This window comes from Bradyrhizobium sp. S3.3.6, assembly GCF_040546905.1.
In the GTDB taxonomy this organism is placed as follows: Bacteria; Pseudomonadota; Alphaproteobacteria; order Rhizobiales; family Xanthobacteraceae; genus Bradyrhizobium; species Bradyrhizobium cytisi.
Genome location: NZ_JBEPOT010000014.1, coordinates 176196 through 193666 on the forward strand (window position 1 = coordinate 176196; position 17471 = coordinate 193666).

Below are 17471 nucleotides of genomic sequence, written 5' to 3' on the forward strand. Positions count from 1 at the left end.
GCCACGCGGCAATCAGCCTGCAAAGTCAGCCTGCCAATAAAGCCGTTGCGGCTCCTGCATCACCGCTCTAGCTTCGTCCGCACATCTTTCCGGGTACAAGGTATTACGCGATGAGCCGATTTCTTTTCATTCTTCCCTTGATACTGTGCGCATCCGGCGCGTCAGCGCAGCAGCAGCCCGGCCACGATGCCTGCGCGCGCGACGTCACGCGTCATTGCCGCGCCGTGATGAATAGTGGCGATAGCGCCGTGCTCGCCTGCCTGAAGCAGAACCGCGCCAAGCTGAGCAAGGCCTGCGACAAGGTGCTGACGGAGCACGGGCAGTAAAGGCCTACGTACTGCTGCCCGCCGCCGTCGCGACCACCGGCAGCACCTCGGCGTTGGCGCGGTCCGGCGTCTCTTCCTTCCAGCGCACCGAGCCGAACGGCCGCTCCAGCATGCGGCGGATCCGCACCGGATCGGGGCCGATGTGGAAATCGATCGCTTGCTGATGCAGCGCGCGTTCGGACTGGGTCGAACGGTTGCGCTGGCGTAAGTAATCGAACCAGGTCGGGCAGTGATAGCGCTCGGTCCACAATTCGGGATCGGCGATGTCCCGCGCGATCGACCAGCCATAGGCGCCGTTGCGCTGCCGGGAGAGCTGCACGTCCTGCATCACATTGTGGAAGGCGCGCGCGTTCGCTTGGGAGACGCGATATTCGATCTCCACCACCAGCGGTCCGCTGCGCCCGGTCAGCGACAGCTTGACTTCGGGATCGGCCAGCACCGCGGCATCCTCGTTGCGGGCGCCGACCCGTGGCATCGCAAGCCAGATTCCCAGCAGCGGCGAGAGCAGCATCAGACCGGCGGCCACCAGCAACGCGACCTCGACGCCGGCATAGTCGGTGAGATGGCCCCAGCCCCAGGCGCCGATCGCGATGCCGCCGGAGATCGAAGCCTGGAACGCGGCGAGGGATCGCCCCGCGACCCAGCGCGGCGCCGAAAGCTGCACACCGATATTGAACAGTGCGACGGAGGCCATCCAGACCGCGCCGGCCAGCACCAGCGCAGCCGCGGTCAGCACCGGCTCGCTGGAGAGCGCTAGCGCCGCCATCGCAAACGCCATCGTGATCGTGCAGGCGCGGATCGCGGACTCGCCGCTCATGCGCTTGCGCAATTCGTGGATGTTGAGCGCGCCGACGACGGCGCCCATGCCGAAAGCGCCGAGCATGATGCCGTAGGTCTGCGCGCCGCCATGCAGGAGGTCGCGCGCGACCAGCGGCATCAATGCCATCACGGCACCGCCGCACAGGCCCATCACCAGCGTACGCAACAGCACGATCTTGATCGGCGGCGAGTTGGTGATGTAGCGGAAGCCCGAGACCATCGCGCGGTTGAGTCTCTCCCGCGGCAGACGCGAGGGCTCGGTCGTCCGCCGCCAGAGCAGCAGCACCACCAGCAGCGGCAGATAGAGGATCGCGTTGCAGGCAAAGGCGGCCACCGCCCCGAGCGCGGCGACGATAACGCCGCCCACCGCGGGGCCGAAGCTGCGTGCGATATTGTAGCTGATGCCGTTCAGCGCGACCGCCGATGGCAGGGCTTCGGGCGGCACCTGCTCGCTGACCGAGGACTGCCAGGCCGGTCCGAACAGCGCATTGCCGCTGCCGACGACGAAGCAGAAGGCCAGCAGCGTCTCCGGGGTGATAAGCTTGAGCCCTGCCAGGATGGTGAGGGCGGACGCGCCGATCAGCGCGATCATGAGCGAGACCAGCGTCACGATGCGCCGGTCATACATGTCGGCGATGGCGCCGGCCGGCATCGAGATCAGCATGATCGGCAGCATCAGGGCGGTCTGCACCAGCGCCACCTTGTCGGCGGAGGCCGCCATCTGCGTCATCGCCCAGGCCGCGCCCACGCCCTGGATCAGGAGGCCGAGATTGGAAAGCAGGCTCGCGAGCCAGATACGCCGGAACACGGTATACCGCAGCGGCGCCGCAATGCCGTCGGTGGAGCGTCTCTGGCGGTTGGTCTGCTCGGTCATATCCTCTTACAACTCGTCTGGCAGAAATGACTTCAATGATTTCGGCATCTCCAGTGATGCCTGCGAAAGTCCTTCGCTGTCCAGTGGTTAGGCCGCTATAAGCGGTGCAAAGACATGGTTCTGACGGGGAGGAACAGATGAAGCTGTCACGACGGACGATCCTGCAGGGTGCGGGTGGCCTGGCTTTCGCGGTTGCGAGCTTCCGCGGCGATGCGCTGGCGCAAGCGCCGTCAGCGGCCCGGAGTCCAGACAACAACCCTGAGGTGCCGCCGATCCTGTTCGTCCATGGCAATGGCGACTACGACGCACTCTGGATGACGACGCTGTGGCGGATGGAATCCAACGGCATCGCGCGTGACCGCATGATGGCGATCAATTTCACCAATCCCAGCGCGCGCAGCGACGATACGGTCGAGCAGGCCAACCGCTCCTCGACCGAGGATCAGCGCCGCGAGCTTGCCGCCGCCATCGCCGAGCTGAAGCGCCGCACCGGCGCGTCGCGCGTCGCGCTGGTCGGCAATTCGCGCGGTGGTAACTCCATCCGCAACGTCATCAAGAACGGGGGCGCCGGCGACGTCAGTCACGCCGTCCTGTGCGGCACGCCCAATCACGGCGTATTTGCGCTCGATGATCTCCTCGGCAGCGAGTTCAACGGACGCGGACCCTTCCTGCGCGGCCTGAACGACGGCGACAGCGAGGTGACGCCGGGCACGGCTTTCCTCACCCTGCGCAGCGACGGCATGGACAAATATGCGCAACCCGATGGCCGCTTCATGGGCAAGCCGGGCATGCCGACAAACGTCACCGCCGAGGGGCCGGAGCTGAAGGGCGCGACCAATCTTGTGCTCGGTACCATCGACCATCGCGAGACGGCGTATCACCCGCGCGCTTTCCGGGAGATCTACAAGTTCATCGCCGGCCGCGAACCTGCCCGCATCGCGATCACGCCAGAGCAGACCGTTCACATCAGTGGATTGGTCACGGGCGCGGTGGACGGTGTGCCGACCAATCGCCCCGTGGCCGGGGCGGTGGTGGAGATCAACTATGTCGACCGCGAGAGCGGGGAGCGAAGGGGCGATGTGGTGCACCGCGCGACGACGGGCGCCGACGGCCGCTGGGGGCCGGCCACGGTCGATCCGACCTCGCCGCTCGAGATCGTCCTGACCACGCCGGACGCCCCGATTACGCATTTCTACCGCTCGCCCTTCCCGCGCTCCTCCGACGTCGTGCATCTCCGCGCCGCGCGCCCGTTCATGCCGGCGGACAAGGACGCCGGCGCGGTCGTGATCATGACACGCCCGCGCGGCTATTTCGGCCTGCCGCGCGACATCGTCCTGTTCGACGGCCAGGAGCCCGCCGACGTCCATCCGGGCGTGCCCACGGATGCGGCAGCAACCCTGCGCCTTCCGGCCGGCGAGGTCGGGCGCAATATCGTGGCCCAGTTCAACCAAGAACGAATTGTGGCACGCGCCTGGCCGGCCTCCGAGAACAGGATTGCGGTTGCCGAACTGACTTACTAGCTAATTGCCTGCGTGAGGTCTGCGGGAGAGAGCCATGAACATCGCCAGCGTGCGTCGGCCCATCATCCCCCCGACCCCGCCGCGCGCGCCGGACAATCTGTCGTTCTTCGGCCGGCTTGCGGTGATCAAGCAGAACATGATCGCCACCTGGGGGCAGCGCGCCTATGAGGAAGAGATCATCCAGGGCCGCTTCCTCCTGCACAAGAGCTTCATCCTGAACCAGCCGGATGCGATCCGGCACGTCCTGCTCAGCAATTACGAGAACTATACGCGGACGCCGGCGGGCATCCGCATGCTGCGTCCTGTGCTCGGTGAAGGTCTCCTGCTCGCCGAGGGCCACGCCTGGACGCATCAGCGCCGGACGCTCGCACCCGCCTTCACGCCGCGCGCCACCGCCAATCTCGTCCCGCACATGACGGCGGTGCTCGACGAGACCATCGCGAAGCTGGATGCGCGCACGAACGAGCCGATTGATCTGCGCGAGATCATGCAACGCATGACGCTGGAGATCGCCGGCCGCACGATGTTCTCGTTCGGCATGGACCGGCACGGTCCGACCTTGCGCAACTTCGTCATGGAATATGCCGAGCGGCTCGGGCGGGCCTACTTCCTCGACATGGTGCTGCCGGTCTCCTGGCCGACGCCGATGGATCGAGCCCGCGCCCGCTTCCGTACCCGCTGGACCGAATTCGTCGCGATGCTGATCGCCGAGCGGCGGGCGGCGGGCAAGAATGAGGGCGCGCCGCCGCGCGATCTGTTCGATCTCATGAACGAGGCGCGCGATCCTGAAACCGGCAAGGGCTTTTCAGACGAGCAACTCGTCGACGAGGTTGCGACCATGATCCTCGCAGGTCATGAGACGACCGCGACCGCGCTGTTCTGGGCGCTTTACCTGCTGGCGCTCGATCCTGATACGCAGGAGGAGGTCGCCTCCGAGACAAGCGGCGAGCATCTCGACAGCATGGCCGATATCGACCGGCAAAAATTCACCCGCGCCGTGGTCGATGAGACCATGCGGCTCTATCCGCCGGCCTTCCTTGTCGCCCGGGCCGCGCGCGGCAAGGACGTTGTGGCCGGTGCTAAGGTCAGCAAGGGCGACATCATCATGATCGCGCCCTGGCTGCTGCACCGGCACGAGAAGCTGTGGGATCAGCCGAACGCGTTCATTCCAAAGCGCTTCATGTCGAAAGAGGCGCCCGATCGCTTCGCCTATCTGCCGTTCGGCGCGGGCCCGCGCGTCTGTGTCGGCGCGCCGTTCGCGCAAGCCGAATCCGTGCTGGCGCTGGCGCGACTGATCGGCGCGTTCCGCGTCGAGCTGGCCGACACAATTCCCGTGATCCCGCATGGTGTCGTCACGACCCAGCCGGATCACTCACCCATGTTCCGCATCACGCGCAGGTGACAGGCGTTCGTCTGGCTAATGGCGTGATCCACCCTAGATAGAGTTGCGCCATGAGCGATATTCAAGCCCAGCTTTCTGTCCTGAAGCAGACCGCCGACCCGAAGGCGGTAGATGCGATTCAATACCTCATCGGCCACGGTGAGGATCACGAGCTCAATCGCGTCAATGTGCTCGACTTCTCCAGGCAGCATGGCGTGGATGAGGAGCGCGCGATCTCGGCCTTCCTGCATTCGGCACGGCTCGGGTTGTTCGATCTCGGCTGGAACGTGCTGTGCCCGGGATGCGGCGGCGTGCTGGGGGCGCACTCGACGCTGAAGGCACTGAAGCCGGACGATTATCACTGTGCGCTTTGCGCCTGCGGCTACAAGGCCTCGGTCGATGACCAGGTCGAAGTCTCCTTCACGGTGAATCCGCGCGTGCGCCATATCGCGGCGCACGACCCCAACTCGCTTCCGGTGTGGGAGTATTTCAAGCAGGTGTTCTGGAGTTCGGGCGTCGACTTCAACAAGGAGTCGTTTGCCACGCTCGCCAACGAGGTGACGCTCGATACGATGGAGTTGCCGGCCGGCGAGAAGGCGACGATGTCGCTGCAACTGCCGAACGATTTCATCATCATCTTCGAGCCGGTGACGCACGCCGCCCATTTCATCGACGTCCAGGGGGAGCCGACCAAGGACCGCCAGCAGCTCGCCATCATGTACAACAGGGTGCAGGCTCCGACCGGCACCGCGACGATGCGGCCGGGCCCGCTGCGGCTGTCGCTGGAGAACCAGGCCGGCGTCCGCGTGCTGCCGTCGGTGTTCATCGCGGCCGAAGCGCTCCATCATCTGATCGGCAAGCGCAAGCCGTTCCTTACCGCCAAGCGGATGCTGTCGAACCAGACTTTTCGCGATGTCTTCAAGGCGGACAATCTCAGCCTCGATCAGCGGCTCCAGATCACCTCGCTGACCTTCCTGTTCACCGACCTCAAGGGCTCGACCGCGCTCTACGAGCGCGTCGGCGATCTTGCCGCTTTCGATCTCGTGCGCGCGCATTTCCATGCGCTGCTGGAGATCATCTCGTCCGAGAAAGGCGCGGTGGTGAAGACGATTGGTGATGCCGTGATGGCGACCTTCGTCCGTCCCGAGCATGCCATCGTCGCGGGCCTGCGGATGCGCGCGGCGATGGACCAGCTCAACAAGCAGCGCGGCACCGCTGATCTCATCGTCAAGATCGGCATCCATGAAGGTCCGTGCCTCGCGGTGATGCTCAATGAGCGGCAGGATTATTTCGGCCAGACCGTCAACATCGCCGCGCGCGTGCAGAGCCTGTCGACCGCGCGGGAGATCCATATCACCGGCCCGGTGCTGGATGCGCCGGCGGTCGCCGAGGTTTTGCAGCAACGTGCCATCAAGCCGATCCAGAAGCAGGCAGCGCTGCGCGGCATCGCCGACAAGATGGTGGTGTACGAGATACCGTGAGGCCTTTGCGCATTAGCGCTACCCAGATTGCCGAAACGTAATGCAGCGCGCGGAACTGACGCATGTTGCGCCGGTTGAGTTTCCCACTCATATAATGCCGGTAGCGGCCGCGTTCCCCGCGGCGTCATCGATTCAGGTAGGATCTTATGCTCGACGGCCTGCGCCAATTCATCGCCGACATTGTTGCTCCTCATGCCCAGGACCGCGCCTTCGGCGATAGCGATTATCGGCTGGCGGCCACCGCACTCCTGGTCCACGTGGTTTCGCTGGACGGGCAGCCGACGCAGGCCGAGCAGAGCAAGCTGCACAATCTGATCGAAAGCCATTTTAAGCTCGACCGTGGCGCGGCCGACCGGCTGATTGCGGATGCGACTGAGGTCGAGGGCGAGGCGGTCGATCTTTATCACTTCACCAGCGCGATCATGCGCTCGCTCGACGAAGAGGGCCGCAAGCGCATCGTGCAGATGATGTGGGAGCTGGTCTATGCCGACGGCGAGGTCACCGAGTTCGAGGACAACGTCGTCTGGCGCGCCTCCGACCTGCTCGGGATTTCCCAGCGCGACCGGATCGATCTCAAGCACGCGGTCGCGAACCGCGCCGGCGGTCAGGTCAAAGATGGCGCGCTCGGCGGCTGAGCTGTCGCCAACGCGGCATGATTTCCGGTTGTATGGACCACATGACGAAACTTTAATGTAGCCTCCGGACCTCACGTTTCCGGATTCCCCTGCAAATCCGCGGTTTCTTCTGCTCCCTGTTGCCCGCTCAGGCCGCCATGCTGCCAGCGCCGCTTGCCTGTCGCGCGTGGCCTATGCTCCAGTTCCGCCATTACGAAGGTCAAAAACTTCAATTCAAGAGACTGCGATCGTGACTGAGCGGGTAACCTTGATCACCGGCGCCTCGGCGGGCATCGGCACGGAGCTGGCGCGTGTGTTCGCCGCGAACGGACACCGGCTCGCGCTGACGGCGCGACGTGCCGACCGGCTCGAGGCGCTCGCAAACGAGCTCACCGCCAAGTGTGGCAAGAAGCCGATCGTGATCGCCTGCGACCTGCAGCAAGCAGATGCCGGCGAAAGGATCGCCGCCGCGCTCGCTGCCGAAGAGGTCGAGCTCGACAACCTCGTCAACAATGCCGGCTTCGGCGTGTTCGGCGACGCCATCGAGCGCGACCGCGACGAGCAGGTCGGCATCGTCGACGTCAACGTCCGCGCGCTGACTGATCTGTCGCTGCGCTTTGCCGATCAGCTCATCCGGAACAAGGGCGGTCTGCTCAATGTCGGCTCCGTCGCGGGCTTCCTGCCCGGTCCCGGCATGGCGGTCTATTACGCGTCCAAGGCCTATGTGATCTCGCTCACCGAGGCCCTGCGGGCGGAGCTCGCGCCGCGCGGCGTTCGTGTCACCGTGCTCTGCCCGGGTCCGGTGCCTACCGAATTCCAGGCCCGCGCCGGCGTCGGCTCCGGGCACGATACGGCGATTCTCAATGTCCCCGCCGCCGATGTCGCGCGGCAGGCCTATCGTGGCCTGATGGCGAACAAACGGGCCGTGCTGCCGGGTCTCGGTATCAAGATCGTGCCGTTCGCACTGCGTTTCTTCCCGCGCGGCTTCATCCTGTTCGCCACCAGCCGGTTCCAGCGGCAAAGACGCTAGAGCCCGTTCCGATGGAATCGGAACAGCTCCGGCTTCTTGTTTGACGCGTTTTCTTGACGCGAACCGGGATCCACTTCGCTCGAAAACGCTCTGACGAACGCCCGAAGCACCCGTAGTGGCCCGGAGCTTGCTTCAATGTCGGGGCGTGTGTGCGCGAACTCACACGATGTTAACCGTCGCTTAGCTATGCTGGCGGCTTGAACCGATAGCACTCGCAGAGACCATGTCGTTTCGGACGGACAGGTTTGGTGGCGCAGAATTGGTGCCCTTCCCCAGAAGGACGCCGAGCGCGGCCGCCTCAGAGCACCCTCTGCCGGTTCTGATCGTCCTGCACCAGGAATCCTCGACGCCCGGCCGCGTCGGCAACGCGCTGCGCGCGCTCGGCCATCATCTCGACATCCGCAGGCCGCGCTTCGGCGATCCCCTGCCCGACACGCTCGACCGGCATGCCGGCGCCGTGGTCTTCGGCGGCCCGATGAGCGCCAACGATCCCGACGACTACGTCCGCCGCGAGATCGACTGGATCCAAATTCCACTCCGCGAACAGCGGCCGTTCCTCGGCATCTGCCTGGGCGCGCAGATGCTGGCGATGCAGCTCGGCGCACGCGTCGCGCCGCATGCACAGGCACTGACCCAGATCGGCTACTACCCGATCCGCCCGACCGCGGCTGGCCGCGCGCTCTGCGCGGACTGGCCGGCGCAGGTCTATCACTGGCATCGCGAGGGATTTCAGTTGCCTTCCGGCGCCGAATTGCTTGCGGAAGGCGATGATTTTCCGATCCAGGCGTTCCGCACCGGCAATGCCTTCGGCGTGCAGTTTCATCCCGACGTGACCTACGCAATGATGCATTGCTGGACCACGCGCGGCTATGACGGTCTCAGCGCGCCTGGCGCGCGCGAACGGCATCATCATTTTGCCGATCGCGCGGTCTACGATGCCGCGGAACGCGTCTGGCTCGATCGTTTCATCGACGGCTGGCTGGCGTACCGGCCTGTGCTGGCGCAAGCCGCCGAGTGATCGCGCGTTCGCGCAAGTCCTTGGTGCAAGTCCTTGGTGCAAGTCCTTGGTGCAAGTCCTTGGCGCAAGTCCTTGCCTCATCCCTGGATATGCTAGGCTCGTTGCCAACGAGCGCGCGCGAACGCGTGCCGGCCAGACGCTCAGTGGGGCGACCATCGAGGCGAACCGGGAGATGATGGTGGCGTTGAACGGCAGCGATTTTCGCGAGGGGGTCGCAAGCTTCATGGAGAAGCGGCCGCCGCGCTTTACGGGGAAGTAGGGAAGCACTCCGTGGATAGGTCCGCCGTCGCCCTGCGGGCTATGCCGGGACAGCCTTCGCTCACTTCGCTGCGAGGTAGCTCGGCTGGCTTGCCTAGCCGTAGCTCGCGTAGCGAGCGAAGGCTGGTGGAGCCAGGCGGGATCGAACCGCCGACCTCGTCATTGCGAACGACGCGCTCTCCCAGCTGAGCTATGGCCCCTTTGCTGGCCGCTCTGGTAAACGCGGCCGACAACCGGGCGCCATTTAAGTCCCTGCCAAGGTCAAGTCAAGGACGGGTGCAACCCGGTTTTAGCCATCCGGGCACCGACCTCCCTTGTTTGGGCCGGGGGGAACCGGTATCTAGCCAAGACCCGTCCCACGACTGGCCCAGAGAGTGTTTCGCTGATGCGCCCGATAGTCTTCATTCTGATCCAGATCATCAATCTCTACATCTACCTGCTGATCGCATCGGCAATCCTGTCCTGGTTGATCGCGTTCAATGTCGTGAATACCCGCAACCAGTTCGTCGGCGCGGTCTGGGAATTTCTCTATCGGATTACCGAGCCGGTCCTCGGCCCTATCAGGCGCCGGCTGCCTGCGATGGGCGGGCTCGATCTGTCTCCGATCGTCGCCTTCTTCGTGCTTTGGCTGATCCAGCTCTATCTCGCCGAGTACGTCTATCCGAACGTGCCCTAGTCCGGCGAAACCGTGATGGAGCCTCGATGGATCCTTGGCGGATCTCCACCACGGGCGTCAGCATCGCGTTGCGGGTGACGCCGCGGGGCGGACGTGACGGCGTCGACGGGGTCGAACAGCTCTCCGACGGCCGCAGTGTGCTGAAGGTGCGTGTGCGTGCCATCGCCGATGGCGGCGAGGCCAATCGCGCCGTGCTGGTGCTGCTGGCGAAATCGCTTGGCGTACCCAAGGCCAGCGTCACTCTTTTGTCGGGGACGACGTCGCGGCTGAAGCAGGTCGCCATCGCGGGCGATCCGGCACGACTTACCGAGGCGTTGCGCGAGCTCGCTTCCGTCAAATCGACAGGCATAAGGAACTGACATGACGGCCACGATCATCGATGGAAAAGTCATCGCCGCGGACCTTCGTGCGCGCGTCGCGGACGAGGTCGCCCGCGTCAAGCGCGACCACGATCTGGTGCCGGGCCTCGCAGTGGTCCTGGTCGGCAACGATCCCGCCAGCGAAGTCTATGTCCGCTCCAAGCATACGCAGACCCAGGCAGCCGGCATGGCCTCGTTCGAGCACAAGCTGCCGGTGGACGTCTCGCAAGCCGATCTGCTGGCCGTGGTCGCAAAGCTCAATCGCGATCCCGCCGTGCACGGCATTCTCGTGCAATTGCCGTTGCCCAAGGGGCTGGACACAGAGGCGGTGATCAATGCCATCGATCCTGCCAAGGATGTCGACGGCCTGCATCCGAACAATGCCGGGCGGCTCGCCGGCGGCTTCGCGGCGCTGTCGCCCTGCACCCCGCTCGGCTGCATCATCCTGACCAAGAGCGTGCACCCTTCCCTCGAGGGCATGAACGCCATCGTGATCGGCCGCTCCAATCTGGTCGGCCGCCCGCTGGTGCAGTTGCTGCTGAACGAGAACGCGACGGTGACGATCGCCCATTCGCGCTCGCGCGACCTGCCCGGACTCGTGAGGCAGGCTGATCTCGTCTATGCCGCGGTCGGCAAGCCCGAGATGGTGCGCGGCGACTGGCTGAAGCCGGGTGCGACCGTGATCGATGTTGGCATCAACCGCATGCCGAAGGCCGACGGCAAGACCCGCCTCGTCGGCGATGTCGCCTATCAGGAAGCGCTTGGCGTTGCCGGTGCGGTGACGCCGGTGCCGGGTGGCGTCGGCCAGATGACGGTCGCCTGCCTGCTCGTGAACACGCTGCGCGCAGCTTGTGCGATCGCGGGGGTGCCAAGGCCAGCGGTGTAGTTCACCTCGCCCCGCTTGCGGGGAGAGGTCGGCGCGAAGCGCCGGGTGAGGGGGACTCTCCGCGAGTCCAACGCTCACCGTCCTTGCGGAGACTCCCCCTCACCCCGACCCTCTCCCCGCAAGCGGGGCGAGGGAGAACAGCTCACGCCTTCTTTTTCTTCTCGCGCTCGATGCCTTCGAGGATCAGCTTCTGCGCTTCCTCGGGGCCGCCCCAGCGCATGATCTTCACCCACTTGCCCTTCTCGAGATCCTTGTAGTGCTCGAAGAAGTGCTGGATCTGTTGCAGCGTGATATCGGGCAGGTCGGAATACGACCTCACCTTGTCGTAGCGCTGCGTCAGCTTTGACGACGGCACCGCCAGAATCTTCTCGTCGCCGCCGGCCTCGTCCTCCATGAACAGCACGCCAACCGGGCGCACGCTCATGACGGCACCGGGGATGATGGCGCGGGTGTTGATGATCAGCACGTCGCAGGGGTCGCCGTCATCGGACAGGGTGTGCGGGATGAAACCGTAGTTTCCGGGGTAACGCATCGGCGTGTAGAGGAAGCGGTCGACCACCAGCGTGCCGGCTTCCTTGTCCATCTCGTATTTGATCGGTTCGCCGCCCACGGGGACTTCAATGATGACGTTGACGTCCTCAGGGACGTTTTTTCCGATCGAGACCGCATCGATACGCATTAAATAGGCTCCGTTGTCGCCGAGGTTAAATCGCGCCCGGCAGCGATTTTGGCGCTGTCATACGCGGGCTTGGCCCCCCAATCCATCGTGTTTTTTGAAATAATGAATCCAGCGATCACCGGCGCAAAAAGCAACGGTATCGACGAATTGGCAGCGCTGCCGATTAAGGTTTCAGCAGGTCAATTGGTCCAGGCGAAGGCAACCTTGTCGAGCGACTTCGGCCCGAACCGCTCCGATGAGCGTGCCACCATGCGGCCACCCAGCGCCCGGTAGAACTCGGTCGCCGGATCGTTGTCCGAGAGCGCCCACACCACCATGCTCTTCAGATTGCTCTGCATGAGGTCGCGGCGGGCGGCGGTGAACAGGCGGCGGCCGAAGCCGAGGCCCTGAAACTCGGGGCGCAGGTACAGCTCGTAGATCTCGCCGTCGAAATGCAGGCTGCGGGCGCGATTGCGGCCGTAGTTCGCGTAACCCGCGATCTTGTCGCCGAACACCAGCACGCTGACGCGGCTGCCCTTGCGGATCGCGCTGTCCCACCACTGCGGACCGCGACGGTTGATCAGCTTCTCCAGCTCGGCGCCGGGAATGATGCCCTGATAGGCGGAACGCCAGGCTTCGTCATGGGTGGACGCCACCGCAGTTGCATCTGCAGCTTTGGCCGGCCGGACCTCGATCAGGGTTGTGCTCATGGAGGCGATCAAACCAAGTCGCCGCGCCGGCGGCAAGACCTATCGTTAATTATCGGTTAACCTGTGGACTTTCTGCATCAGTATTTTAACCATGTTGTACCGAAAAAAGACAAGCCGCCATTTCGAACGGCAGTGGTCTGCCATGCGCCGGTGCAAAACTCCGTGGTCTCAGCGAACGAACGGCGATGGCAACGCAGAAAGTCCGCCCAGAGTGATTCGTTCCGAATACTCTGGCCTGTGTCATCCGTGTTCGTCCTCGGTCATTCATGCGGCTCCTCGATACCCTTGCTCTCCTTCTGCTGTCCGTGCTGACGGCGCAGCCTCTGAGCGCGCAGGTCACGTTCGGGGCAGCGGGCGCAGAGAGCGAGCCGTTCCGGCGGCAGGAATGGCGCGTGCCGTCCCCGGATACCGACATTGCCGCGCGCGCGCTGCTGTTTCGTCCCGCCGGTGCCGGTCCGTTTCGGCTTGCGGTGATCGCACATGCGTCGACACAGAACGTGTTGCGTCGCGCACAAATGCCGCAGCCGGAATATCGCGCACTCGCAGCGTTTCTCGTCGCGCGCGGCTTCGCCGTGCTCGTGCCGGAGCGGCTCGGCCATGGCGCGACCGGCGGACGCTATGTCGAGGACCAGGGTGGCTGCGACGAAGCGGACTACGCACGCGCGGGCCGCGCGACAGCGGAGCAAATTTCGCTCGCGCTGGACTATCTGCAAAAGCAGGCTTTTACCCGCAAGGATGCTGCGGTCGTGATCGGACACTCCGCAGGCGGCTGGGGCGCACTGGCGCTCGCGAACGCCGACCCGAAACGGATTTCCGCGATCGCTGTATTTGCGCCCGGACGCGGCGGTCACGCCAATGACGAGCCGAACAAGGTCTGCGCGCCCCATACGCTGCTCGCGGCTGCGGCCGAATTCGGCAAGGTGGCGCGCATTCCCGTCACATCGCTGGTCGCAGTCAATGACAGCTATTTTGCGCCGGCATTTTCGAAAGAGCTCGCGGATGCGTTTCGCAGCGGCGGCGGCCAGGACGACCTCCGCACGCTGCCGGCCGTGGGCAGCGAAGGACATTGGATGATCGAGACCGAGGCGGGCGTTCAAGCCGCAAGCAACGAGCTTGGGCGTGCGCTGAAGCTGGTGGTGGCGAACAGGCCATGACGCTGTATTTCCTGGTCGCGCCCCGGATGCTGGATAATCGCTGATGCAAAAATGGCTTGATGACGACGTGATCCTGTTCGACGGCGTCTGCATCTTCTGCTCGCGCTGGGTGCGGTTCGTAGCGCAGCGCGACACGACGAAGCGCTTTCGATTCACGCCGATCCAGTCGGATTACGGCGCGAAGCTCGCACGGACGTTTGGCATCGATGCCGATGATCCCGACACCAATGCGGTGGTCCATGGCGGCGAGGTGTTTATGAAGTCCGACGCCGCGCTGACCGTGCTGTCGCTGCTTCCCGGCTGGGGTTGGGTGCGCGCGCTGTTCGCCGTGCCGAAGCCGCTGCGCAATGCGGTGTACAGCCTCATCGCACGCAATCGCTATCGCATTTTTGGGAAGTATGATGCGTGCTTCGTTCCCGATGCCGATTTGCGGTCACGGGTGATCGAGTAGCTCGCAATGACGGAGTGTGCAGTTACGACTTGCCAAGAGCAGCAAGCACTTCCTTCGCCGCCCGCTCGCCACTGTCCCGCGCGCCATGCGCTGTCGTGAAGAAGTTCGGCGACGTCGCTTCGCCCGCAAAGAACAATCGCCCATCCACCGGCGCGGCCAACACCGCACGGTCGCCGGCGTGCCCCGGCAGCGCGTGCGAGTACGACCCTCGCGCAAACGGATCGTGTCCCCAGCGCGACTCGTACAGCGGCTTCAGCTTGCGACGGATGTCGTTGCCGAGAAAGCCCGCGATCTCGTCGATGCTGTGTGCGGCGATGGCGCCGTCGCCGGCGGCTTCGAGCTCCCTAGCAAAGCTGCCGCCGAAAAAGCCTTCGATGCAGGGCTGGCCGAACGGGCGGATGTGGTAGGTGCCCATCTCGGTGCGCATGCTGGCGCCGCGCAGGTTTCCTTCCCTGGGGAAGGCTTCGGCGTCGTCGAGTGCCAGCGTCACCTTGTCGTCGACGCCGAGCGGCAGGCCGCGCGCTGCGTCGACTTTGGCCGGTAGCGGCGGCGAGAAGCGGATCGCCTCCTCCGCGATCAGGTTGGTCGGTACGGTGACGATCACCTTGTCCGCGGCCATCATGCCCTGTGACGTCTCGATGCGGACCTGTTTGTTCGAATGATCAATCAGCGTGACGCTGCAGTACAGGGCCACCGGGCAGGGCGCGCCATAGGCCGCGATGAGCGCGCCATAGCCGCGCCGGACGCGCCAGTTGAGCTCGCTGTCCTCGTAGGCGTCCCAGTCGAGCGTCGACATGTCCTTGAGCTCGCAGCCGTTGATGTAGGTCGAGATCGCGTCGATCATGGGATTCCAGCGATTGCCGGGCTCGAGGCTGCGGCTCGCGGGCTCGTCCTTGCCCTTTTGCGCGGCCTGCCAGAGCCGCTCGTAGAACGCGTCCATCGCGCCCATGAAATCGTCGCGCTCGCCTTGCGGAAAGGCATTGCCATAGGCGCGCTCGCGCCAGGGCGGCAGATCCTTGTTGAGCTCGAATTCGAGCGCGCGTGCGATTGGAACGAACGAGTTCTTGTCGGCCGAGTGCAGCCAGCCGCAGCCGACGTCGAAGGTGACCTCGGGTGAGGCCTGCACGGTCCAGGCACGGCCGCCGAGCCGGTTGCGCGCCTCCAGCACGATCACCGAGAGGCCTGAACCGCGCAGCGCATGTGCTGCGCCGAGGCCGGCTGCACCGGCACCGATGATTGCGACATCGACGGAGGAAGGGAACGACATGGGTGGCCTCTAGCACGTCTCTGGTACGCGCTAAAGTCACCACAAATCAGGTGTCATCACCCGCTTTCGCGGGGAATGACAGCGAGCGAGAACGACAGCTTACGCCACCGCTTCCTTGGACTTTTCCGCGCGCTTGCGCTCGTTCGGGTCGAGGTGCTTCTTGCGCAGGCGGATCGACTTCGGGGTGACCTCGACGAGCTCGTCGTCCTCGATATAAGCGAGTGCCTTTTCGAGAGTCATGCGGATCGGCGGGGTCAGGCGCACGGCTTCGTCCTTCGAGGTCGTGCGGATGTTGGTGAGCTGCTTGCCCTTGAGCACGTTGATCTCGAGATCGTTGTCGCGGGTGTGCTCGCCGACGATCATGCCCTTGTAGACCTTCCAGCCGGGCTCGATCATCATCGGGCCGCGGTCTTCCAGCTTGAACATGGCGTAAGCCACCGCTTCGCCCTGGTCGTTGGAGATCAGCACGCCATTGCGGCGGCCCTGGATCTCGCCCTTGTACGGGGCATAGCCGTGGAACAGGCGGTTCATGATCGCGGTGCCGCGGGTGTCGGTGAGCAGCTCGCCCTGGTAGCCGATCAGGCCGCGGGTCGGCGAGTAGAACACCAGGCGCAGGCGGTTGCCGCCGGAGGGCTTCATCTCGACCAGCTCGGACTTGCGCTCGCTCATCTTCTGCACGACGACGCCGGAATGCTCCTCGTCGACGTCGATCACGACCTCCTCGATCGGCTCCATGGTGGCGCCGGTCGCCTCGTCCTTCTGGAACACGACGCGCGGGCGCGACACCGAGAGCTCGAAGCCCTCGCGGCGCATGGTCTCGATCAGGATCGCGAGCTGCAATTCGCCGCGGCCGGACACTTCCATCGCATCCTTGTCGGTGGCCTCGACGACGCGCAGCGCGACGTTACCCTCGGCTTCGCGCAGCAGGCGGTCGCGGATCATGCGGCTCGTCACCTTGTCGCCTTCGGTGCCGGCGAGGGGAGAGTTGTTGACGATGAAGGACATCGACACGGTCGGCGGGTCGATCGGCTGCGCCGGCAGCGGCACCTCGACGGTCGGGTCGCAGAAGGTGTCGGCGACGGTGCCCTTGGTCAGGCCGGCAATGGCGACGATGTCGCCGGCTTCGGCTTCATCGAGCGGCGTGCGCTCGAGACCGCGGAATGCCAGGATCTTGGTGATGCGCCCGGTCTCGACCAGCTTGCCGTCGGCATGCAGCACCTTGACCTGCTGGTTCGGCTTGAGAATGCCGGACGAGATGCGGCCGGTGATGATGCGGCCGAGATAGGGGTTGGCCTCGAGGATGGTGCCGATCATCCTGAACGGACCTTCCTCGACCGTCGGCGGCGCGACGTGGCGCAGGATCAGGTCGAACAGCGGCTCCATGCCCTTATCCTGCGGACCCTCGGGGCTTTCGGCCATCCAGCCCTGCTTGGCCGACCCATAGAGGATCGGGAAGTCGAGCTGCTCCTCGCTGGCGTCGAGCGCCGCGAACAGGTCGAACACCTCGTTGATGACTTCGGTCGGACGCGCGTCGGGACGGTCGACCTTGTTGATGACGACGATCGGCTTGAGGCCGACCTTGAGCGCCTTGGAGACCACGAACTTGGTCTGCGGCAGCGGGCCTTCGGCGGCGTCGACCAGCACAAGCGCACCGTCCACCATGTTCAGGATGCGCTCGACCTCACCGCCGAAATCGGCGTGGCCGGGAGTGTCGACGATGTTGACGCGGGTGTCCTTCCACTGCACCGAGGCCGCCTTGGCCAGAATGGTGATGCCGCGCTCGCGCTCCAGGTCGTTGGAGTCCATGGCGCGATCCGTCACCTTCTGGTTCTCGCGGAAGGTGCCGGATTGCTGGAGGAGCTTGTCGACGAGGGTGGTCTTGCCGTGGTCGACGTGGGCGATGATGGCGACGTTACGAAGATTCATGAGTGAGCTTCTTTGCGATCGGACAATGGGTTAAGCGCGATCTCGCCGGTCAAGCCGGGACCT

At 64.8% G+C, this 17471-nt stretch carries 17 protein-coding genes, 1 tRNA gene and 1 pseudogene; 13 read left to right on the forward strand and 6 right to left on the reverse strand.

Going from position 1 to position 17471, the window contains the following annotated elements; genetic code table 11:
• The first annotated feature begins 110 nt into the window (after positions 1–110).
• Complete coding sequence (locus ABID59_RS31500; protein ID WP_148752817.1) at positions 111–326, forward strand: hypothetical protein; 216 nt, start codon at positions 111–113, stop codon at positions 324–326.
• 4 nt (positions 327–330) lie between these two features.
• Here ABID59_RS31500 and ABID59_RS31505 read toward each other — a convergent pair whose 3' ends face one another.
• Positions 331–2019 (reverse strand): MFS transporter, encoded by a 1689-nt coding sequence (locus tag ABID59_RS31505; RefSeq protein ID WP_354085952.1) that lies wholly within the window; start codon positions 2017–2019, stop codon positions 331–333.
• Between the two features lie 137 nt (positions 2020–2156).
• Between ABID59_RS31505 and ABID59_RS31510 the strand changes: the two genes are divergently transcribed.
• From ABID59_RS31510 to ABID59_RS31540, 7 genes and pseudogenes are all read left to right on the forward strand, one after another.
• Positions 2157–3539 (forward strand): hydrolase, encoded by a 1383-nt coding sequence (locus ABID59_RS31510; protein WP_354085953.1) that lies wholly within the window; start codon positions 2157–2159, stop codon positions 3537–3539.
• 34 nt (positions 3540–3573) lie between these two features.
• The gene (locus ABID59_RS31515; protein ID WP_148752820.1) at positions 3574–4941 is read left to right on the forward strand and encodes a cytochrome P450; all 1368 of its coding nucleotides are present in this window, start codon (positions 3574–3576) and stop codon (positions 4939–4941) included.
• A 50-nt stretch (positions 4942–4991) separates the two neighbouring features.
• On the forward strand, positions 4992–6401 hold the full coding sequence (locus ABID59_RS31520; protein ID WP_148752821.1) for an adenylate/guanylate cyclase domain-containing protein: 1410 nt from the start codon (positions 4992–4994) through the stop codon (positions 6399–6401).
• Positions 6402–6547: 146 nt separating this feature from the next.
• Complete coding sequence (locus ABID59_RS31525; RefSeq protein ID WP_354031174.1) at positions 6548–7036, forward strand: tellurite resistance TerB family protein; 489 nt, start codon at positions 6548–6550, stop codon at positions 7034–7036.
• 229 nt (positions 7037–7265) lie between these two features.
• Positions 7266–8045 carry an SDR family NAD(P)-dependent oxidoreductase gene (locus ABID59_RS31530; protein WP_148752823.1) on the forward strand — a complete coding sequence of 260 codons (780 nt, stop codon included), beginning with the start codon at positions 7266–7268 and terminating at the stop codon, positions 8043–8045.
• A gap of 223 nt (positions 8046–8268) precedes the next feature.
• Positions 8269–9063: a glutamine amidotransferase gene (locus ABID59_RS31535; RefSeq protein ID WP_148752824.1), complete on the forward strand. Its 795-nt coding sequence runs from the start codon at positions 8269–8271 to the stop codon at positions 9061–9063.
• Between the two features lie 133 nt (positions 9064–9196).
• Positions 9197–9322 (forward strand): annotated as a pseudogene (locus ABID59_RS31540) (enoyl-CoA hydratase); the annotation flags it as partial.
• Positions 9323–9445: 123 nt separating this feature from the next.
• Here the strand turns inward: ABID59_RS31540 and ABID59_RS31545 are convergent.
• Positions 9446–9521, reverse strand: a tRNA-Ala gene (locus tag ABID59_RS31545).
• 185 nt (positions 9522–9706) lie between these two features.
• On the opposite strand from ABID59_RS31545, the gene ABID59_RS31550 reads away from it, so the two are divergent.
• From ABID59_RS31550 to folD, 3 genes are read left to right on the forward strand one after another with little or no spacing between them, the layout of a single operon-like run.
• On the forward strand, positions 9707–9997 hold the full coding sequence (locus ABID59_RS31550; protein ID WP_148752825.1) for a YggT family protein: 291 nt from the start codon (positions 9707–9709) through the stop codon (positions 9995–9997).
• 26 nt (positions 9998–10023) lie between these two features.
• The gene (locus ABID59_RS31555; RefSeq protein WP_148752826.1) at positions 10024–10356 is read left to right on the forward strand and encodes a DUF167 domain-containing protein; all 333 of its coding nucleotides are present in this window, start codon (positions 10024–10026) and stop codon (positions 10354–10356) included.
• A gap of 1 nt (position 10357) precedes the next feature.
• Positions 10358–11242, forward strand: a complete 885-nt coding sequence (folD, locus tag ABID59_RS31560) for a bifunctional methylenetetrahydrofolate dehydrogenase/methenyltetrahydrofolate cyclohydrolase FolD (protein ID WP_148752827.1) — start codon at positions 10358–10360, stop codon at positions 11240–11242.
• A gap of 142 nt (positions 11243–11384) precedes the next feature.
• On the opposite strand, the gene ppa is transcribed toward folD, so the two are convergent.
• Both ppa and ABID59_RS31570 read right to left on the reverse strand, forming a co-directional pair.
• Complete coding sequence (gene ppa / locus ABID59_RS31565; RefSeq protein WP_148752828.1) at positions 11385–11921, reverse strand: inorganic diphosphatase; 537 nt, start codon at positions 11919–11921, stop codon at positions 11385–11387.
• Positions 11922–12100: 179 nt separating this feature from the next.
• A complete protein-coding gene (locus ABID59_RS31570) occupies positions 12101–12610 on the reverse strand; it encodes a GNAT family N-acetyltransferase (protein ID WP_027533231.1) in 510 nt (169 codons plus the stop codon).
• 266 nt (positions 12611–12876) lie between these two features.
• Between ABID59_RS31570 and ABID59_RS31575 the strand changes: the two genes are divergently transcribed.
• Both ABID59_RS31575 and ABID59_RS31580 read left to right on the forward strand, forming a co-directional pair.
• Positions 12877–13764, forward strand: coding sequence for an alpha/beta hydrolase family protein (locus ABID59_RS31575; protein WP_354085954.1), 888 nt, complete (start codon positions 12877–12879; stop codon positions 13762–13764).
• A 43-nt stretch (positions 13765–13807) separates the two neighbouring features.
• Complete coding sequence (locus tag ABID59_RS31580) at positions 13808–14215, forward strand: thiol-disulfide oxidoreductase DCC family protein (protein WP_354085955.1); 408 nt, start codon at positions 13808–13810, stop codon at positions 14213–14215.
• Between the two features lie 22 nt (positions 14216–14237).
• Here the strand turns inward: ABID59_RS31580 and ABID59_RS31585 are convergent, their stop codons facing one another.
• Both ABID59_RS31585 and typA read right to left on the reverse strand, forming a co-directional pair.
• Positions 14238–15482, reverse strand: a complete 1245-nt coding sequence (locus tag ABID59_RS31585) for a flavin monoamine oxidase family protein (RefSeq protein WP_354085956.1) — start codon at positions 15480–15482, stop codon at positions 14238–14240.
• Between the two features lie 99 nt (positions 15483–15581).
• Positions 15582–17408, reverse strand: a complete 1827-nt coding sequence (gene typA, locus ABID59_RS31590; RefSeq protein WP_148756248.1) for a translational GTPase TypA — start codon at positions 17406–17408, stop codon at positions 15582–15584.
• Positions 17409–17471: the final 63 nt, after the last annotated feature.